This is a genomic window from Fortiea contorta PCC 7126 (genome assembly GCF_000332295.1).
Classification (GTDB): Bacteria; Cyanobacteriota; Cyanobacteriia; order Cyanobacteriales; family Nostocaceae; genus Fortiea; species Fortiea contorta.
The window spans coordinates 1923316-1939560 of record NZ_KB235930.1 but is presented as its reverse complement, the minus strand read 5'-3'; the positions used below and the strand labels follow the sequence as shown (position 1 = coordinate 1939560).

At 44.7% G+C, this 16245-nt stretch carries 19 protein-coding genes; 10 read left to right on the top strand and 9 right to left on the bottom strand.

The genetic code is table 11. The annotated features are described in order from the left end of the window. Positions 1–741: 741 nt before the first annotated feature. Together MIC7126_RS27295 and MIC7126_RS0109155 are read left to right on the top strand one after the other, a co-directional pair. The gene (locus tag MIC7126_RS27295) at positions 742–1704 is read left to right on the top strand and encodes a group II intron maturase-specific domain-containing protein (RefSeq protein WP_081603009.1); all 963 of its coding nucleotides are present in this window, start codon (positions 742–744) and stop codon (positions 1702–1704) included. A gap of 163 nt (positions 1705–1867) precedes the next feature. Beyond that, positions 1868–2983 carry a radical SAM protein gene (locus MIC7126_RS0109155; protein ID WP_017652841.1) on the top strand — a complete coding sequence of 372 codons (1116 nt, stop codon included), beginning with the start codon at positions 1868–1870 and terminating at the stop codon, positions 2981–2983. Here the strand turns inward: MIC7126_RS0109155 and MIC7126_RS30310 are convergent. Together MIC7126_RS30310 and MIC7126_RS0109150 are read right to left on the bottom strand one after the other, a co-directional pair. Next, on the bottom strand, positions 2940–3197 hold the full coding sequence (locus MIC7126_RS30310) for a hypothetical protein (RefSeq protein ID WP_154655864.1): 258 nt from the start codon (positions 3195–3197) through the stop codon (positions 2940–2942). The two genes, MIC7126_RS0109155 and MIC7126_RS30310, sit on opposite strands and share 44 nt — an antisense overlap. A 42-nt stretch (positions 3198–3239) precedes the next feature. After that, positions 3240–3737: a pentapeptide repeat-containing protein gene (locus MIC7126_RS0109150; RefSeq protein WP_017652840.1), complete on the bottom strand. Its 498-nt coding sequence runs from the start codon at positions 3735–3737 to the stop codon at positions 3240–3242. 144 nt (positions 3738–3881) lie between these two features. Between MIC7126_RS0109150 and MIC7126_RS0109145 the strand changes: the two genes are divergently transcribed. The 3 genes from MIC7126_RS0109145 to gcvH all read left to right on the top strand — a co-directional run bounded on the left by MIC7126_RS0109145 (position 3882) and on the right by gcvH (position 6114). Next, positions 3882–4370, top strand: a complete 489-nt coding sequence (locus MIC7126_RS0109145) for a DUF1499 domain-containing protein (protein WP_026100134.1) — start codon at positions 3882–3884, stop codon at positions 4368–4370. Positions 4371–4456: 86 nt separating this feature from the next. Next, positions 4457–5596, top strand: a complete 1140-nt coding sequence (gene gcvT / locus MIC7126_RS0109140; RefSeq protein ID WP_017652838.1) for a glycine cleavage system aminomethyltransferase GcvT — start codon at positions 4457–4459, stop codon at positions 5594–5596. A 128-nt stretch (positions 5597–5724) separates the two neighbouring features. Further along, positions 5725–6114, top strand: coding sequence for a glycine cleavage system protein GcvH (gene gcvH, locus MIC7126_RS0109135; protein ID WP_017652837.1), 390 nt, complete (start codon positions 5725–5727; stop codon positions 6112–6114). Here the strand turns inward: gcvH and MIC7126_RS30305 are convergent. Continuing rightward, positions 6096–6308, bottom strand: a complete 213-nt coding sequence (locus MIC7126_RS30305; protein WP_154655863.1) for a hypothetical protein — start codon at positions 6306–6308, stop codon at positions 6096–6098. The two genes, gcvH and MIC7126_RS30305, sit on opposite strands and share 19 nt — an antisense overlap. A 126-nt stretch (positions 6309–6434) precedes the next feature. On the opposite strand from MIC7126_RS30305, the gene gcvP reads away from it, so the two are divergent. After that, positions 6435–9341 carry an aminomethyl-transferring glycine dehydrogenase gene (gene gcvP / locus MIC7126_RS0109125; RefSeq protein ID WP_017652835.1) on the top strand — a complete coding sequence of 969 codons (2907 nt, stop codon included), beginning with the start codon at positions 6435–6437 and terminating at the stop codon, positions 9339–9341. A 63-nt stretch (positions 9342–9404) separates the two neighbouring features. On the opposite strand, the gene MIC7126_RS0109120 is transcribed toward gcvP, so the two are convergent. After that, positions 9405–10148, bottom strand: coding sequence for a response regulator transcription factor (locus MIC7126_RS0109120; protein WP_017652834.1), 744 nt, complete (start codon positions 10146–10148; stop codon positions 9405–9407). A 153-nt stretch (positions 10149–10301) separates the two neighbouring features. Between MIC7126_RS0109120 and MIC7126_RS0109115 the strand changes: the two genes are divergently transcribed. Next, on the top strand, positions 10302–11360 hold the full coding sequence (locus MIC7126_RS0109115) for a YheT family hydrolase (RefSeq protein WP_026100133.1): 1059 nt from the start codon (positions 10302–10304) through the stop codon (positions 11358–11360). A 52-nt stretch (positions 11361–11412) separates the two neighbouring features. Here the strand turns inward: MIC7126_RS0109115 and MIC7126_RS0109110 are convergent, their stop codons facing one another. Genes MIC7126_RS0109110 through MIC7126_RS0109100 form a run of 3 tightly spaced genes read right to left on the bottom strand, consistent with a single transcriptional unit; the run spans position 11413 to position 12294 of the window. Next, positions 11413–11670, bottom strand: a complete 258-nt coding sequence (locus MIC7126_RS0109110; RefSeq protein WP_017652832.1) for a hypothetical protein — start codon at positions 11668–11670, stop codon at positions 11413–11415. Next, positions 11633–11992: a DUF6972 family protein gene (locus MIC7126_RS0109105; RefSeq protein WP_017652831.1), complete on the bottom strand. Its 360-nt coding sequence runs from the start codon at positions 11990–11992 to the stop codon at positions 11633–11635. Before MIC7126_RS0109105 ends, MIC7126_RS0109110 begins: the two co-directional genes overlap by 38 nt. A gap of 35 nt (positions 11993–12027) precedes the next feature. Continuing rightward, on the bottom strand, positions 12028–12294 hold the full coding sequence (locus tag MIC7126_RS0109100; RefSeq protein ID WP_238553628.1) for a hypothetical protein: 267 nt from the start codon (positions 12292–12294) through the stop codon (positions 12028–12030). 185 nt (positions 12295–12479) lie between these two features. Between MIC7126_RS0109100 and MIC7126_RS0109095 the strand changes: the two genes are divergently transcribed. Both MIC7126_RS0109095 and hetI read left to right on the top strand, forming a co-directional pair. Beyond that, on the top strand, positions 12480–12740 hold the full coding sequence (locus MIC7126_RS0109095; protein WP_026100132.1) for a hypothetical protein: 261 nt from the start codon (positions 12480–12482) through the stop codon (positions 12738–12740). A gap of 53 nt (positions 12741–12793) precedes the next feature. Continuing rightward, positions 12794–13546, top strand: coding sequence for a 4'-phosphopantetheinyl transferase HetI (hetI, locus tag MIC7126_RS0109090; protein WP_017652828.1), 753 nt, complete (start codon positions 12794–12796; stop codon positions 13544–13546). Positions 13547–13615: 69 nt separating this feature from the next. Here the strand turns inward: hetI and MIC7126_RS0109085 are convergent, their stop codons facing one another. After that, positions 13616–14281 carry a Uma2 family endonuclease gene (locus MIC7126_RS0109085; protein ID WP_017652827.1) on the bottom strand — a complete coding sequence of 222 codons (666 nt, stop codon included), beginning with the start codon at positions 14279–14281 and terminating at the stop codon, positions 13616–13618. Between the two features lie 327 nt (positions 14282–14608). Next, positions 14609–15187 carry a Uma2 family endonuclease gene (locus tag MIC7126_RS0109080; protein WP_017652826.1) on the bottom strand — a complete coding sequence of 193 codons (579 nt, stop codon included), beginning with the start codon at positions 15185–15187 and terminating at the stop codon, positions 14609–14611. 286 nt (positions 15188–15473) lie between these two features. Here MIC7126_RS0109080 and MIC7126_RS0109075 point away from each other — a divergent pair, with 286 nt between their 5' ends. Beyond that, positions 15474–15878: a hypothetical protein gene (locus MIC7126_RS0109075; protein ID WP_026100130.1), complete on the top strand. Its 405-nt coding sequence runs from the start codon at positions 15474–15476 to the stop codon at positions 15876–15878. Positions 15879–16245: the final 367 nt, after the last annotated feature.

The window sequence follows — 16245 nt, the reverse complement described above, 5'->3', positions numbered from 1 at the left end:
TGACAATTGGTCGTTACCAAATTTGAAGACGATTCTTGTTGACGCCAGGTGTGTCCGTAGGGGCACGGCACTGCCGTGCCCTAACACCAAACGATATCATGGTGTACCATTCTCAATGGAAATCGTCCTATAACTTTGCTCCTCAACAGACTCGTGCGATTGACGGTACAGAGGGCACAAAGGGCACAAAGGGCACAAAGGGCACAAAGGGCACAAAGGGCACAAAGGGCACAAAGGGCACAAAGGGCACAGCAGTGCTGTGCCCCTACGAAATATATGATTTAGTGCGACTCGTTGGCTAGAAACCAAGCCTAGTAAGCTTTTAGGAGGATTAGCCGCATAAGACTCTTGTGAATCTTATGATAACTGAATAACAATATGGGAGCATAACCCATCCTCTAAGTGCTGGAGTGAAAGCATATTCCCTACTGTAGAGACTAGCCATCAATCGGTAAAGCGGGAATAAAAGGCGAAAGTACTGCAAGCCTAACGCAGTAACCGTCAAGCAAAGTATCCATGAATAAGGCTAAGGCTTAAAGACACGTCCGAATCATCGTTAATTTTAAATAGCGCAATTAGGCTGAATCGCTATAACCAAAATGGTAAAGGATATGGGATTGGCAGCTTAAATCCTGACCAGTTAGCACCCCTAACAAACCCGGTGAAGAGTGTCATTCTAAAGATACATAGCATTGTTATTCGGAACGAAGTAACCCGTTATTTACTCTCAGATGGTCGAATATCTACAGCATATCCCTAATCAGATATGCTGATGACTTCGTAATTCTTGCACCTTATGAGGCTCACATAATATTACTCAAGGAAAGAGTAAAAGAGTGGTTAGCAGAAATGGGACTGGAATTAAATTCTAACAAAACCCGCATTGTCTCAACTTTCAAATTCCTTGATAGAGTAAACTCCCAAGATATAGGATTTAACTTCCTTGGTTTCCATGTAAAACAATACAAAGTGGGGAAGAATAACTCTGGAAAAAACGGACATGGCAAGAAGTTAGGATTTAAAACACTCATCAAGCCCAGCGACAAAGCAATAAAGAAACACTACGACGACATAGCCAGAATAATCGATAACCACAAAAGCGCTCCACAGGAAGCACTAATCAGTAAACTTAACCCGGTAATAAGGGGATGGGTAAACTATTATTCAACAGTTGTGAGTAAAGAGATATTTTCAAAGTTAGGCAGACTAGTGTATCTGAAGTTAAAACGCTGGGGAAAACGCCGTCATTCCAAGAAATCAGGTAGTTGGGTAGCCAATAAATATTGGCACACAGTAGGCGGCGAAAATTGGGTATTTGCAGCAACAGAGAACGGTGAAGTCACAGTGAAGCTATTCAAACACTCACAAAAAGAAATTGTGAGACACGTAAAGGTAAAAGGTGACGCTTCACCGTTCAATGGAAACTTAAAATACTGGAGTGCAAGAAAGGGCAATCATCCCCTAGTACCTAAAAAGATAGCAACACTACTCAAGAAGCAAAAAGGGAAATGTGCCCACTGCGGACTGTACTTTAGAGAAGACGATTTAATTGAGATTGACCATATTATCCCTAAATCGGTTAGTGGAAAGGATATATATGATAATCTACAAGCCTTACATAGGCATTGTCACCACGTTAAAACTGCCACTGACAACTCTTATGACCGACATAAGAGCGATACAGAAACAAATGTGATGTGGTAAGCGGGAAGTACCCATGACAAGGGTCAAGTCATTGAGGAGCCGTGTGAGGTGAAAGTTTCATGCACGGTTTTGAAGACCAGCAGGACTGGCGACAGTCTTGCTGAGTTTAATCTCGGTATTCATATTTAAGATGTACTGTCAATGCGTAAGAAAGATTAACGTTATGTCTCAAGATAGTTTAGCAGTGAGAGCTAAAAAGCGATCGCTATGGCAAATGGCGCTACAAGCAGTGTGGGATGGTGGCCCGGCTACTTGTCAGTTTGCTATTACTAGTGTATGCAATGCTCGTTGTGGGTTCTGTAATTTTGCGGTCGATAAAATGCCTCCGGAGGCGCGACATACTGTCACACTGGAGGAAGCGAAGCAAGCGGCAGAAATTCTTTACCGCAATGGGGTATATTTTTTAATCTATGTGGGTGGGGAGCCAATGGCTCATCCCCAGTTAAATGAGATGATTGCTCATGCATCTAGTATTGGCATGGCACCGATGTTAGTGACTAACGGTTCCCTGCTGACAGCAAAACGAATTGAGGAAATGGCTGACGCGGGACTAGTCAGCGTGATAATTTCCATTGATGCAGCCGAAGCCGAGAAGCATGAACAAAATCGGGGACTCAAGGGCGTGTGCGATCGCATTCGTGATGCCAATAGCCACTTCCAACGTCGTAAAATTCATACTACCGCCTCTGTAACTATGAGTCGGCTAGTGGACGAATATTCTCAACTACCCCCATTCCTCGAATCTCTCGGATTCGATAGCGTCACCTTCTCCTATCCACTCACTACCTTGGGGTCTTCTTACCTAGGTTTTGCCGAATCTAATTTAGTAGATTACACCATTGAGGAATTGCAACAGCGTTTCGAGACAGTCAAAGCTCTCAAACGCAGCTTCCAAGTTGTCAATCCCACCGCCTCCATTGAAGATATGCAGCGTCATTTACTCGGTGAAGCAGAACAATTTAGCTGTCTCGGTGGCTGGAAACAGTTTTATCTCGACTGGCATCTTAACCTTTATCGCTGCCACAATTGGGAGCAACCTATGTGTCACATCAGCGAGTTTGATAATTCCCAACGAGTCCGGGATGGTTGCACTGCCTGTATGATTGATTGTTATCGTGACTCCAGCGTCATGCAACATGTCGGCGTCGCCATCAGTGATGGAGTACAAGCAGCAGCTAAAGGACAATTCCGCACCGCTGGGAAACATTGGTTTAATCGTAAAAACCTAGTCTCCCTCAAAGCCGTCTGGGAACAAGTGAGCTGGTTGCGACAACTTTAAGAAGTGATGGGGTGATGGGGTGATGGGGTGATGGGGTGATGGGGTGATGGGGTGATGGGGTGATGGGGTGATGGGGTGATGGGGTGATGTGGGGAAGCTTTGGGTTCTGAGCAGGATGTTTTGAGTTCTGAAATCCGAGTTTCAGGCTCAAAAGCTCACACTTTAATCTCCATCTTCCCACACTCCCCATCTCCCTACCTCCCCACCTCCCCATCTCCCCACACTCCCCATGTGCGGGGAGGTTTGAGTTAAAAATCTACCGACAACCTAGAGATTCACGAGTATCTACGCCAGTTTTGGAATTCACGCCCTTGGCTTGGACACACAATCGCTTAACTTGCATTCCATCTAAAACTGCATTGGTGAAATCAGCACCAGTCACGTCAACTCGCTCGAATGTGGAACGCAACATCATTGCATCTGTTAGCACTGCATCGCTTAAATCGGTGTTCTTGAATTTTGCCAGATAAGCGATGCCTTCACTAAAATCTACACCGTGTAGATTCACGCCTTCTAAAATCGTACCGTTAAACACCCCACCGCGTAGGTCAGCATTACTAAAATTAGTATCCTTGAGAATGAAACTCGTAAACTCGGCCTTGATTAAATTTTGACCAGATAAATCCTTGCCGCTATATTCTTCATTGACAGCTGTACTAGTTACACTGGAGGAACTAGCCGCTTGTGCCGAAACAGGAAACGAAAAAAGAACCAGAGCTAAAACAAAGCTAGCCAGTATTCGCCAATATTTCATAACGTCTTCTTAATAAATCTCAACACTGCCAACATTTAACTATTAAACCGTAATCGGGACTGGAACAGTGAGGATGAGAACAGGTGCGATCGCTAGTTCTATTGGTAAGCTAATAACGATATTAGGTTGAGGAGTAATTTGATCATGTCTAGTTTGCTCAGAGCGATCGCACGGCGGTTCTTCAGAAGTATGATTTTGGTACTATTGCTGACCTTGCTCAACAGTTTAATTTTTCCCGCTGCCACTTGGGCTACTTCTAGCTTGGGAGTTACTGATAATCATTTAAGTTCTTGTCCGGCTTCAGATAATTGTGTTGTCAGTCAAAATGCTGACACCAAACACGCAATTGACCCGATTAGCTATCATGTAGACCGGAAAGCAGCTCAGGAAGTTTTACTGAAAGTTCTCAGTGTTGTTCCCCGCACCGAGGTGATAGAACAAACCCAAGATTACATCCACGCTCTTTCTAAAAGCCGCATCTTCAAGTTTATTGATGATGTAGAGTTTTATTTCCCCACCAATGAGTCGGTAATTCATGTGCGCTCGGCATCGCGGGTGGGAGAATCAGATTTAGGCGTTAACCGCAGGCGTGTAGAGCAGATTCGTCTAGCATTGAAAGATTTAGGCATTTGAAGCTGGTAGTGCGATCGCTAAATCTGTCAAACTAAGTATGATCTCGTAGGATAGATAGATGTTGAAGTGCGATCGTAAAAATAACTGTGGCTAATCAAGAAGAAATTGCCCAATTGCTGCTGCAAACCCCTTTATATCAACTAGGTTTAGAACTCAAAGCCCGTTTTACCAGCTTTGGCGGCTGGGAAATGCCAGTACAATTTACTGGTATTACTCGTGAACACGAAGCTGTCAGAAATGCGGCTGGGATGTTCGACATATCCCACATGGGAAAATTTACCCTCCAAGGTAAAAACTTAATTTCCCAACTCCAGCTTTTAGTTCCCTCAGATTTGAGTCGCTTACAACCCGGTCAAGCACAATACACCACACTGCTGAATCCCCAAGCAGGTATCATCGACGATATCATCGTCTATTATCAAGGTGAAGACATTAACTGCCTACAGCAAGCAGTCATTATTGTCAATGCTTCCACCACCGATAAAGACAAAGCATGGATATTGCAGCACCTTGACTTAAACCAAATCACCTTTCAAGACCTTTCCCACGAAAAAGTCCTGATTGCTGTCCAAGGGCCGAATGCAATTCACCACCTGCAGCCTTTTGTCAAGGCAAATTTACAACCAATTCCCGCCTTTGGTCACATCCAAGCCCCAGTACTAGACCAGCCAGGGTTTCTAGCTCGTACAGGTTACACCGGGGAAGATGGATTTGAAGTAATGGTAGACCCAGATACTGGGAAAAAATTATGGCAACATCTCTATGATGCAGGTGTGATTCCCTGTGGGTTAGGTGCGAGGGACACCCTGCGCTTGGAAGCCGCAATGGCCCTCTACGGACAAGATATCGATGACACCACCACCCCCTTAGAAGCTGGTTTAAGCTGGCTAGTTCATCTCGAGACCAAAAGCGATTTTATCGGTCGCGCAGTTTTAGCACAACAAAAAGCCCAGGGGACAAAGCGGCGATTAGTTGGTTTGCAAATGTCTGGACGTAACATTGCTCGTCACGGCTATCAAGTACTATCCGCAGGGGAAGTTGTCGGAGAAGTGACCAGCGGTACTCTCTCCCCCACACTAGGCTATCCCGTCGCCTTAGCTTACGTCTCCTCCCACCTCGCCAAGATAGGTCAGCAACTAGCAGTAGAAATTCGTAGCAAAGTTTACCCAGCCACCGTAGTTAAGCGTCCCTTTTATCGTTCAAAACATCGTCTTGCCAATTCGTAACAACCCAAGACTTGAATTTTAAGGAATAATGTGTGTGAGTTACTCGATCTACAGTATGGTTAATTACCAAATATGACCTAAATTACTGTTGGGGCGATAATTTTTTTTGATGTAGATAAGGAAGTAATATGTCTTTTGAATATCCTCAGGATTTGAGATACCTGGATAGTCATGAATATGTACGACTAGAGGGCGAAATTGCCACCATTGGTATTACTGAGTTTGCTGTAGACCAATTAGGCGATGTTGTGTTCTTAGAGTTACCAGAAGTTGGCGACGCTTTAAGTAAGGGAGAAACATTCGGCTCCATCGAATCAGTCAAAGCGGTGGAAGAATTAAATTCACCAGTCACCGGTACGGTCGTTGAACGCAACGAAGCCTTAATTAATTCTCCCGAACAAGTCGCAGATGACCCTTACGGAGAAGGTTGGTTTTTGAAAGTCCGCGTCAACGAACCAGACGAAATTGAAGATGCAATGAGTGCAGACGAGTATAGTGCTCAGGTGGAAGGCGAGTAGGGGTTAGGGAATAGAGATGAGGGGGTGTGGGGAGATGGGGAGGTGGGGTGATGGGGAGGTGGGGAGATGGGGAGATGGGGAGATGGGGAGGTGGGGAGATGGGGAGATGGGGAGAAAAAGAATTTATGCTGACGCAACAATCTTCCTACGCCTCCCACACCTCCCACACCCCCCACACCCCCCACACCCCCCACACCCCCATTCCCCAGTACCTTAATGTGTAAATAAATAATGGAATTTACATAAATAAATTAATTATTGCTAACTTATTAAAACTATTTATTGCAAAATATGAAATAGTTGCATCTGGAGAAGAATTTGTGGTAGCTTCCGTTCCTGTTCCCCAGTCGAGTCCTGAGCAGACGCTGGGTGCAAAAGCTCAAAGGTCAGATAATTTTGCTAAAAGGCACATCGGCCCCAACACCGAAGATATCCAGCAAATGCTTGGGGTGTTGGAAATTGCTGACTTGGATACACTGATTGACCAAACAGTACCTCAGGGAATTCGCCTACATCAAGCTTTACAATTGCCTGCAGCCCAAAGTGAGTATGCCGCTTTGGCGAGGTTAAAGCAATTGGCTACAAAAAATCAGGTTTTCCGTTCATTCATTGGTATGGGATATTACGACTGCATCACTCCACCGGTGATTGCTCGTAATATCCTGGAAAATCCCGGCTGGTATACTGCTTACACTCCCTATCAACCAGAAATTGCCCAAGGACGACTAGAAGCACTGCTGAATTTCCAAACCGTGATTATTGATTTGACGGGTTTGGAAATTGCTAATGCATCCTTGCTAGATGAGGCGACAGCAGCAGCGGAAGCGATGAGCTTGAGCTATGGTGTGGCTAAAAATAAAGCTAATGCTTATTTTGTCTCTCGTGAGTGCCATCCTCAAACTATTGATGTTTTGCAAACTCGCGCTCTGCCTCTAGGAATTAAGATTATCGTTGGCGACCATCAAAATTTTGATTTTGACCAACCAATTTTTGGGGCAGTTCTCCAATATCCTGCTAGTGATGGCACTATTTACGACTACCGTGCTTTTATTGCAAAAGCCCATGCTGAGGGTGCATTGGTAACGGTAGCCGCAGATATTCTCAGCTTAACTTTGCTGACACCTCCTGGTGAATTTGGTGCTGATATTGCTGTAGGTAGTAGCCAACGCTTCGGGATTCCGCTGGGGTTTGGGGGGCCTCATGCAGCATATCTGGCGACGAAGGAAGAGTATAAACGCCAAGTTCCCGGAAGAATTGTGGGTCTATCAAAAGATATCCACGGTCAGCCAGCATTGCGTCTAGCTTTACAAACCCGTGAGCAACATATCCGCAGAGAAAAAGCTACTAGTAATATCTGCACAGCGCAGGTGCTATTGGCGGTGATGGCGAGTATGTATGCAGTGTATCACGGCCCGAAAGGATTAAAGGCGATCGCCGAAAATATCCACCAACTAACTGTGATTTTGGCAACGGGATTACAGCGCTTCGGTTACACCGTCAGTTCTGAATATTTCTTTGATACTTTGCGCGTGGAGTTGGGAACCCAGAACCAAGAATCAATCCTCGCGGCCGCCACAGCCCGCAATATTAATTTGCGAGTTTTTGATACAAATGCTGTGGGTATTTCCCTGGATGAAACTACTACTCCCGAAGACTTAATCGACCTGTGGCAAATTTTCGCACAGACCGACGATTTACCTTTTAGTCTAGAAGAACTCAAGCAACCATCCTCTCATCTCCTCCTCCCTCGCACCAGCAAGTACCTCACTCACCCCATCTTTAACCGCTATCATTCAGAAACTGAGTTGCTGCGTTATCTGCATCAGCTAGAAACTAAGGATTTGTCTTTAACGACTTCGATGATTCCTTTGGGTTCTTGCACGATGAAGTTAAACGCTACATCGGAAATGATACCAGTAACGTGGACGGAATTTGGCAAGATTCATCCTTTTGCACCCCCGTCACAAACTCAAGGTTATCAAATCTTGTTTCAACAATTGGAATCATGGCTCAGTGAAATTACTGGCTTTGCGGGTATATCTCTGCAACCAAATGCAGGTTCCCAAGGCGAATATGCAGGACTTTTGGTGATTCGCCAATATCATGAAAGCCGAAATGAAGCACACCGCAACGTCTGTTTAATTCCCACCTCAGCCCACGGGACAAACCCGGCGAGTGCAGTGATGTGCGGGATGAAGGTAGTTGGAGTTGCTTGTGATGACCAAGGTAACATTGACCTGGATGACCTGAAAGTTAAAGCCCAAAAATATAGTCGCGAATTGGCTGCATTGATGGTGACATATCCTTCCACTCACGGTGTGTTTGAGGAAGGTATTCAGGAAATCTGTGCGGTTATTCATAACCACGGTGGTCAAGTTTACATGGATGGGGCAAATATGAACGCCCAAGTGGGTATTTGTCGCCCTGGAGATTTTGGTGCAGATGTGTGTCATTTAAATCTGCACAAAACCTTTTGTATTCCTCATGGTGGTGGTGGGCCGGGGATGGGGCCCATTGGGGTTGCACCTCATCTTGTGCCTTTTCTCCCAGGACACTCTGTGGTAAAGATGGGCGGTAAGCAAGGTATTGGCGCGGTGGCGGCTGCACCTTGGGGTAGCGCCAGCATTCTGGTGATATCTTGGATGTACATTGCCATGATGGGTGCGGATGGGTTGACCGAGGCGACTAAAGTGGCGATTCTCAATGCCAATTACATCGCCCAGCGTCTCAAATCTTATTACCCTGTTTTATATCAAGGGAAAAATGGTCTAGTTGCCCATGAGTGTATTTTAGATTTGCGATCGCTCAAAAAATCAGCCAACATCGAAATTGATGATATTGCCAAGCGGTTAATTGATTATGGTTTCCATGCCCCGACCGTTTCTTGGCCGGTAGCAGGTACAATCATGGTGGAACCCACAGAAAGCGAATCTCTAGCTGAATTAGACCGCTTCTGTGATGCCTTAATTGCCATCCGTCAAGAAATCGCTGTGATTGAATCAGGTAAGATGGATGCTGAAGATAATTTGTTGAAGAATGCCCCCCACACTGCTGCTAGCTTGATTACGGGAGAATGGCATCATCCATACGCCCGCGAGCAAGCTGCTTATCCTGCACCTTGGACTCGTGAAAATAAGTTCTGGCCTGCTGTGGGTCGGATTGATGCGGCTTTTGGTGACAGGAATTTTGTTTGTTCTTGTCTGCCAATGGAGGCTTATTCGTCTTAAATTGTAACGGTGGCACTTAAAAAAATCCTACACCGACCTGAAATAGGTACGGTGTAGGTAACTTCATTCCACAACCGATGTTGAAGCTCCTTCGGTTGATGGCGGTAAGCTGGGTAACTCCAGACAGTATCCCGCGCCATATACGGTTTTGATGTAACGAGGATGGCGGGGGTCTGGTTCGAGTTTGGTTCTCAGATGGCGGATGTGGACTCGAATCGTTTCAATGTCATCATCTGGATCATAGCCCCAAACTTCGCGGAGGATTTCGCTGGGAGAAACTGTCTGTCCGTGGCGCTGGAGTAAGCAATGAAGTAGCTCGAACTCCAAGTGAGTCAGTTTCACCGTTTCTCGAAACCAGATGGCCTCAAATCTTTCGGGAACTAGGGTGAGGGGGCCATAGTTGAGGATTTCACTATGCTTTGCTGCTTGGGGGATACGGTCAGTTCGTCGCAATAATGCTCGCACCCGCGCTAGCAATTCTTCGACTTCAAAGGGCTTAGTGAGGTAGTCATCTGCGCCAGCGTTGAAACCTTCCACTTTATCCTGCGTTTGGCTTAAAGCTGTCAACATCAAAACGGGAATCTCGGATGTGCGCTCGTCCCGACGTAGGCGTTGACAAACGGTGAATCCGTCTACCCTCGGTAACATGAGATCGAGCATAATCAGGTCTGGTTGTAGCTGGAGAGCCAGCGCTTGACCTCTGATCCCGTCTTCTGCTTGACTTACATCGTAGCCAGCCATTTCCAAGTTGACGGCAACGAGTTCTGAAATTGCTGGGTCGTCGTCTATGACTAGAATCCTCGGCATTCTTAAAAAATTATTACTACTTATTAAGGATAAATAAGAACCTTTGGTAGATACAAAGATTGCTGTCTTGATTATAAAAAAGATTTTAAATCTAACATAAACCTTAAGATGAAAGGATGAGGAATCTTTCTTAAAGTACACGAAATCCTTTATATGATGTGTTACGCTCCCTACAATCCGGTGTCGTGGCTGAGAAACGGCGTGGCAATGACCGTTTACACTGCTTTGTGGGGAAGTCGTCGCTGGGAAAGCACCACTCCACACCCAGAACCGAAATACCACGAAACGGTGTTAACCGGGGCTCAAGGTGTGCCAATTTTTAGTTGGGTAGCTATACCTGAAAATCCCCGTGGCACAATTATCGCCACCTATGGCATTACGGGAGAGTTGGAGAGTGAATGGTTTTTGCGGCTTTTGGGACGGAAAGCTTATGCTCAAGGTTACGCTGTGTTGCTCTTCGATTGGCGTGCTCATGGTAAAACGGCTGAGTTATCCCCGACTCTGACTTCTGATGGTTTGTATGAGGGGGAAGATTTTGTCAGGATTGCAGCAGCAGCGTCTACTATGGGCTGTCCTGGGAGGTTTTGGTTTATCGGGTTTTCTTTGGGTGGACAACTGGCGCTGTGGGGGCTGAAAGCTGCTGCTGATTTATCTCGGAGCGGTGAGGATTTAGGGATACAATACGGCGATATTGGCGGGAGTGCGGTAATTTGTCCGAGTTTGGATTCTGTGCGATCGCTATCTTATCTGGTTCAATACCGCTTTGGCAGATTTCTCGAAGCCGGAATTACGCGCAAATTAAAACGACTCGCTTGGCGTATCCATGATGCCCATCCTGGTAGTCTTGACCCAGAGGCGATTAACCGCGCTAATAGTATCTGGGGATTTGACCATGAACTGGTAATTGGCAAGTTGGGTTTTCCCTCTGTGGAGGCTTATTACGAAGCTAGCAGCGCTTTACAACTGTTGCCCCAAATTGAAAAACCTGCTTTAATTATTTACGCTGCCGACGACCCATTTTTTCATCCCGGAATTATACCAGATTTGCAAGCTGCTTGTACTAAAAATTCAGCTATAGATTTAATTCTCACTCCTCACGGTGGTCATATCGGCTATTTGAGCAGCAAAAAAGGCCAGCGCGATGCTGAAGATTCTGACCCTTGGTGGGCTTGGAATCGGGTTTTACAATGGATTGAGCAGCAGGGGAGATGAGCGCGCTGATAAATCTTGATGCGCCGTTTCTGCAAAAATTTAAGCCCATGATTTAGAGAACTTCCTCAGCCAAAAGTTGACCTTTAACTCGTTCATATTCATCTTCAAGAAGCCATTCTTGGGCGGCTTGATAGTTGGAGTGCGTGACTACGAGCTTATAGTTAGATGCAGGATTGAAAATTCGACAAGTGCCGTCTTGATTGCCAACTAGCATGAGAATCTGAGGGGGAAAAAGAACTGGATCAACCCAAAGTTCTAAAAACTTCCATGTCTTAGCTTGTTCTGCGAGGGCTAGTGCGTGGGATTGCATGATACTCACCTGTTGTCTTCACGATTTTGATCTCACCGTAGTAAAGTAGGATTTGACTCCCATTTGTTTTAATTATGTAACCGATCGCTTCTGGAAAGTAGAGTCCATATCGTTCGTAATCATCCGCTTGGTCATCTATTCCAGTTCGTTCTCCACTGGCAATGATAGCCTGCGTAACTCTTTCTAAGGTTTCGCGATCGTTGAATACATGCGCTCTACCTTCTCTTCGGAGTAATCGTTGGACTTGAGGGGTATTAGGCAAATGGCGATCAATCAGGCTTGGTCGAGGATCTGGGGTGATATCTCGGTTAATTCCGCTCATGGGTTGGGCGATCGCACATTACCTCAGAATTGTCATTAATCATCTTTAAAAATTTCTTCTAGTGTTAATGGTTTTCCAGCTAATTGAGAAGCTAAATCTCTTAGTTTAAAGAGAGTCTCAAACTGACCACGCTCAAATCGCCCTTGTTTAGCAGAGGATAAGGTTCTTTTGTCCAACCCGGTCATCTCTTTGGCTTTTTGAATAGATAAGTTTTTGTCTTCCGTCCAATAACGAGAAAGGTCAACGTACTTAGGCATTTCAGAACCACATAATTTTTGTTCTGAACTTAATTTACGCGCCAAAGTACATTTTTGGTGCGTCAATACATCAACACACCAACACTTTATAGTTTTTTTCTGCCAATATTACTTTAGCACATTGACACGTCAATACGTCAACGTATATTATTAAGGAGAAAGGCGATCGCAGTTCTTGGGGGAATGGGCGATCGCCTTCAATGTAAACCCTATATCGGGATATAAATACAATGATGTCACAATTGATAGTCACTAGCTTTTTAGCTAATGGCCAAAATATGGCTGTTTTCACTCCAAGCAACTCCCCAGCCACCCCTGTTAGAGAACCACTTAAACACTTATTAATTGGTTCACCCAAAGCCGTAACCAGCACAATTCATTACCTGCAGGTGATTGGCTACGCAGATGTTGGTAACTGGAGTCCGCTGATACCAAGTCCCAACCCAGACGAGGTGATGAGCATTTTAAACAGATCAATTATAGTGCAATAGCGCTCATAATAAGCGCAACAGAGAGCAGGAGAAGATCAGGGAGTCAGGAAAGCATGACTCTTCTTCATCCTCCTGATCTTCCTCATCCCCCTCATCCCAAAATGACAAACTGGCTATCTGCACCAACTGATTTAACTTTGTCGCCTGATGATGTTCATTTGTGGCGAATCAACCTTGACGAGCTGCAATCAAAGCTGGAAGATTTTCAAGTGACTCTTTCTAGCGATGAGATGGCTCGTGCTCAAAGATTTCATTTTCAGGAGCATCGCCAGCGTTTCATTGCTGGGCGTGGTAGTCTCAGAGCTATATTGAGCAACTATTTGGGTATTGCTCCTGGTGAGGTGCGGTTTGATTATGAACCTCGCGGTAAACCGATATTAGCCCAGAAGTTGACTAAAAGTGGGCTGGCGTTCAATTTGTCGCACTCTCAAGGATTAGGTTTGTGTGCGGTGAGCGATCGCCAAGTTGGTGTAGATTTAGAATACATTCGCCCAATTGACGATGTGGCGGCTTTGGCTGATCGGTTTTTTTTGCCTAGGGAATGTGAAATAATGCGATCGCTTTCTCCTATTCAACAACAAGAAGTTTTCTTCCGCTACTGGACTTGTAAGGAAGCTTATTTAAAAGCCACGGGTGCGGGAATAGCCGAGTTAGAGCAAGCGGAAATTTATTTAACGCCTACGGAACCAGCTAGATTGCCAACATCTGCAAACTGGAGTCTTTTAGAAATTGTCCCTGCTGATAATTGCGTTGCGGCTGTGGCGGTAGCAGGTTGTGATTGGGATCTAAAATGTTGGCAGTATTAAATTTCTTTAAGTAATCATTCAACCGGGGATAAAAGGTCTGTCCTCAAAATCAGTCAGGTGATGTCGTGGTTATGTTGGTAGACTTCCAGCTTGGAAAATCTGCTCGGCGGTTAAATTGAACTCTGGGAAAGTAGACGAGACGATGCGGTCGCTGTTTCTAAATTGAGTAACTTGGTACTCACCGTCGATTAATTGATAAATCGATATAGTAGGCTCTTTCGGATTACCAATAAACTTTCTAGCTCCTAGAGCTGCGTAATCTATAATCCAATATTCAGGAATACCTATAGCTTCATAATCAGCTAGTTTTTTGTAGTAATCATCTCGCCAGTTACTGAGGCAGTGCGTTGGACGGGTTTCCCGGCTTGAAGCAACTGCCGTACTAACAACTTCAATGACCAATGGAATAGATGCAGATTGGGATACAGTCGATTCTTTTTTCCATAGAGGCTCATTCACTAAATTTGGTCGATTGATTATTAATATATCAGGCGAATAGGCTGATTCACCTTCAAGTGGTTTTACTAATACAGTTTTTGGAATGTAATAAGGTAGATTTAGACGCTTGATATCAACAGATATTTCTAGTGCCAAAAAACCCACAATATCTTCATGCTCGCCTGTTGGTTGTGCCATTTCAACAATCACACCATCATGTAATTCGTATCTTCTGCCCTCGGGCCGCCACGCTGCAAAATCTTCAAAATTTATTAATTTACGTAAGGCTTGAGCCATAATTTATTGTTCCACCTCAATCATTTTATTAAAACTCCTCCTTTACCGAACGCCAAGTTAAAAGCAGCCTTGAAAAAACACCAGGAATGTTTCAGTGAGAGTCATTGAATTACTGGATAATACTGTTTCTTTGTGAGGCTGCACCAAATACTAAATTTTTTTAACGCGGAGGTACGCGGAGGTACGCGGAGGTTTTTTGATGAAAGTGCCAAAACTTACTACTCTCGCTATGGCTTCGTCAGCCTGGAAGATGCATCCTTGGAACTATTTTTACCTTTGTCAGTAATTAAGCAAATGCATAATGGTTAAGCTACGCCAACGCGGATGTCATTCTTCCCCGACTGTGAGAATTTGGGCTGCGGTGAGTTTTAATTCAGGAAATGTAGCTGAGATGATGTGATTGTTTTCTAGAAACACTGCTTCTTCGTAAAATCCATCTACCAAGGTGAGCAGGGTAACTTTGGCGTTACCAGCATCGACAATCCAGTATTCGGGAATTCCGCGTGCAGCGTATTCGGAACGCTTGTAGCGGTAGTCTCTGTCTTCGTTAACTTTACCAGGGGAAACCACCTCAACTACCAGTGCTGGGGATGGCATATCTGGGGTGATGGTAGCACGTTTGCCTGCGATCGCTGTGTATAATTCTTCAGTTAAAATCATCAAATCTGGAAGTCGCACTCGTGTTTGTCTTCCAGTCACCACAATTTCTGTATCTTTGTGACAGATGAGGTAGAAAGGGACTAGCTTTAGAAATTCTGATAGCAAGTAGAGAGAAATCCGATTATTTCTATTGGTTTCTGGTGGCATTACTACTAATTCCCCATCCACAAGCTCATATTTAACGTCTGTCTCATCGTCATAAGCAAGATACTCTTCTAGTGTAAGTTTTTTGGTTAATGTAGTCATAACTAATTACTCTCGCAAGTACTGCTGTAGAAAAGTAAAGCTTAAATGGCAGTTAAAGCAGATGGTCAAGCGGTGCGTTACGGCGATTTATACTGTCACTTATACTCAAATCCTGCCATTGCCGTGACACACCATACTGGCATGACAAGGCTAAATTTGTGTAATAGATTTTGTAGTTGCGCTTCGCTCCACCAACCTACTTCTAATGAACTATTTTAGCTGTGTCAGTCTACTACTGGCTGTTTTCGGGATAATGAGTGTATCTAAATACCGGATGCAATACACAATGTCCCAACTAGAAAGACTGCTGAAGATGGCTGAGGATGAGCTGACCGAGTATAGCACAGATGCTCGCAAAATCGAAAAGCTGCGCCGTAAGATTGGTTTATCGGTATCGATGGCAGAACAGCGACAAGTTAAAGAGGCACTGTTAGCTAGTATGCAGGCTAATCAAATTGCCAAAATTGTGGAGGAACAGAGACAAGCTGCAGCTTTACCATTTTGGGGAATTGCTGGATTAGGTTTGCTGTTGGGAATTTCTTTGAATCAACCTGTAGCTTTGCTAGCCGCTATAGGTGGAACTGTAGCAGCTTTTAGAATTCAGAAGTGGGGTTGGCAGTTGCAGGCAAAGCGTTTATTGTTGCAAACTTTAGAAGATATTGAAGTTCGGATTGCACAACCGAATAAATGAAAGGGATTAGGGATTAGGGATTAGGGAAAAGTAAGCTACTCATAATTTCACTCGGCTTTAAACCTTTACTTTGCAGGTTAGTCCACTAACGTTGCAGGTGAGTCCACTAATGTTGTAGGTGAGTCCACTAATGTTGTAGGTGAGTCCACTAATGTTGCAGGTGAGTCCACTAATGTTGCAGGTGAGTCCACTAATGTTGCAGGTGAGTCCACTAATGTTGCAGCTCAGTTCACTAACATTGCAGGTTAGTCCACTAACGTTGTAGGTGGATGCATTAACATTGCAGGTCAGTTCACTAATGTTGCAGGTGAATCGACTAACATTGCAGGTGGATGCATTAACATTGCAGGTCATAGATGGCTTTTGG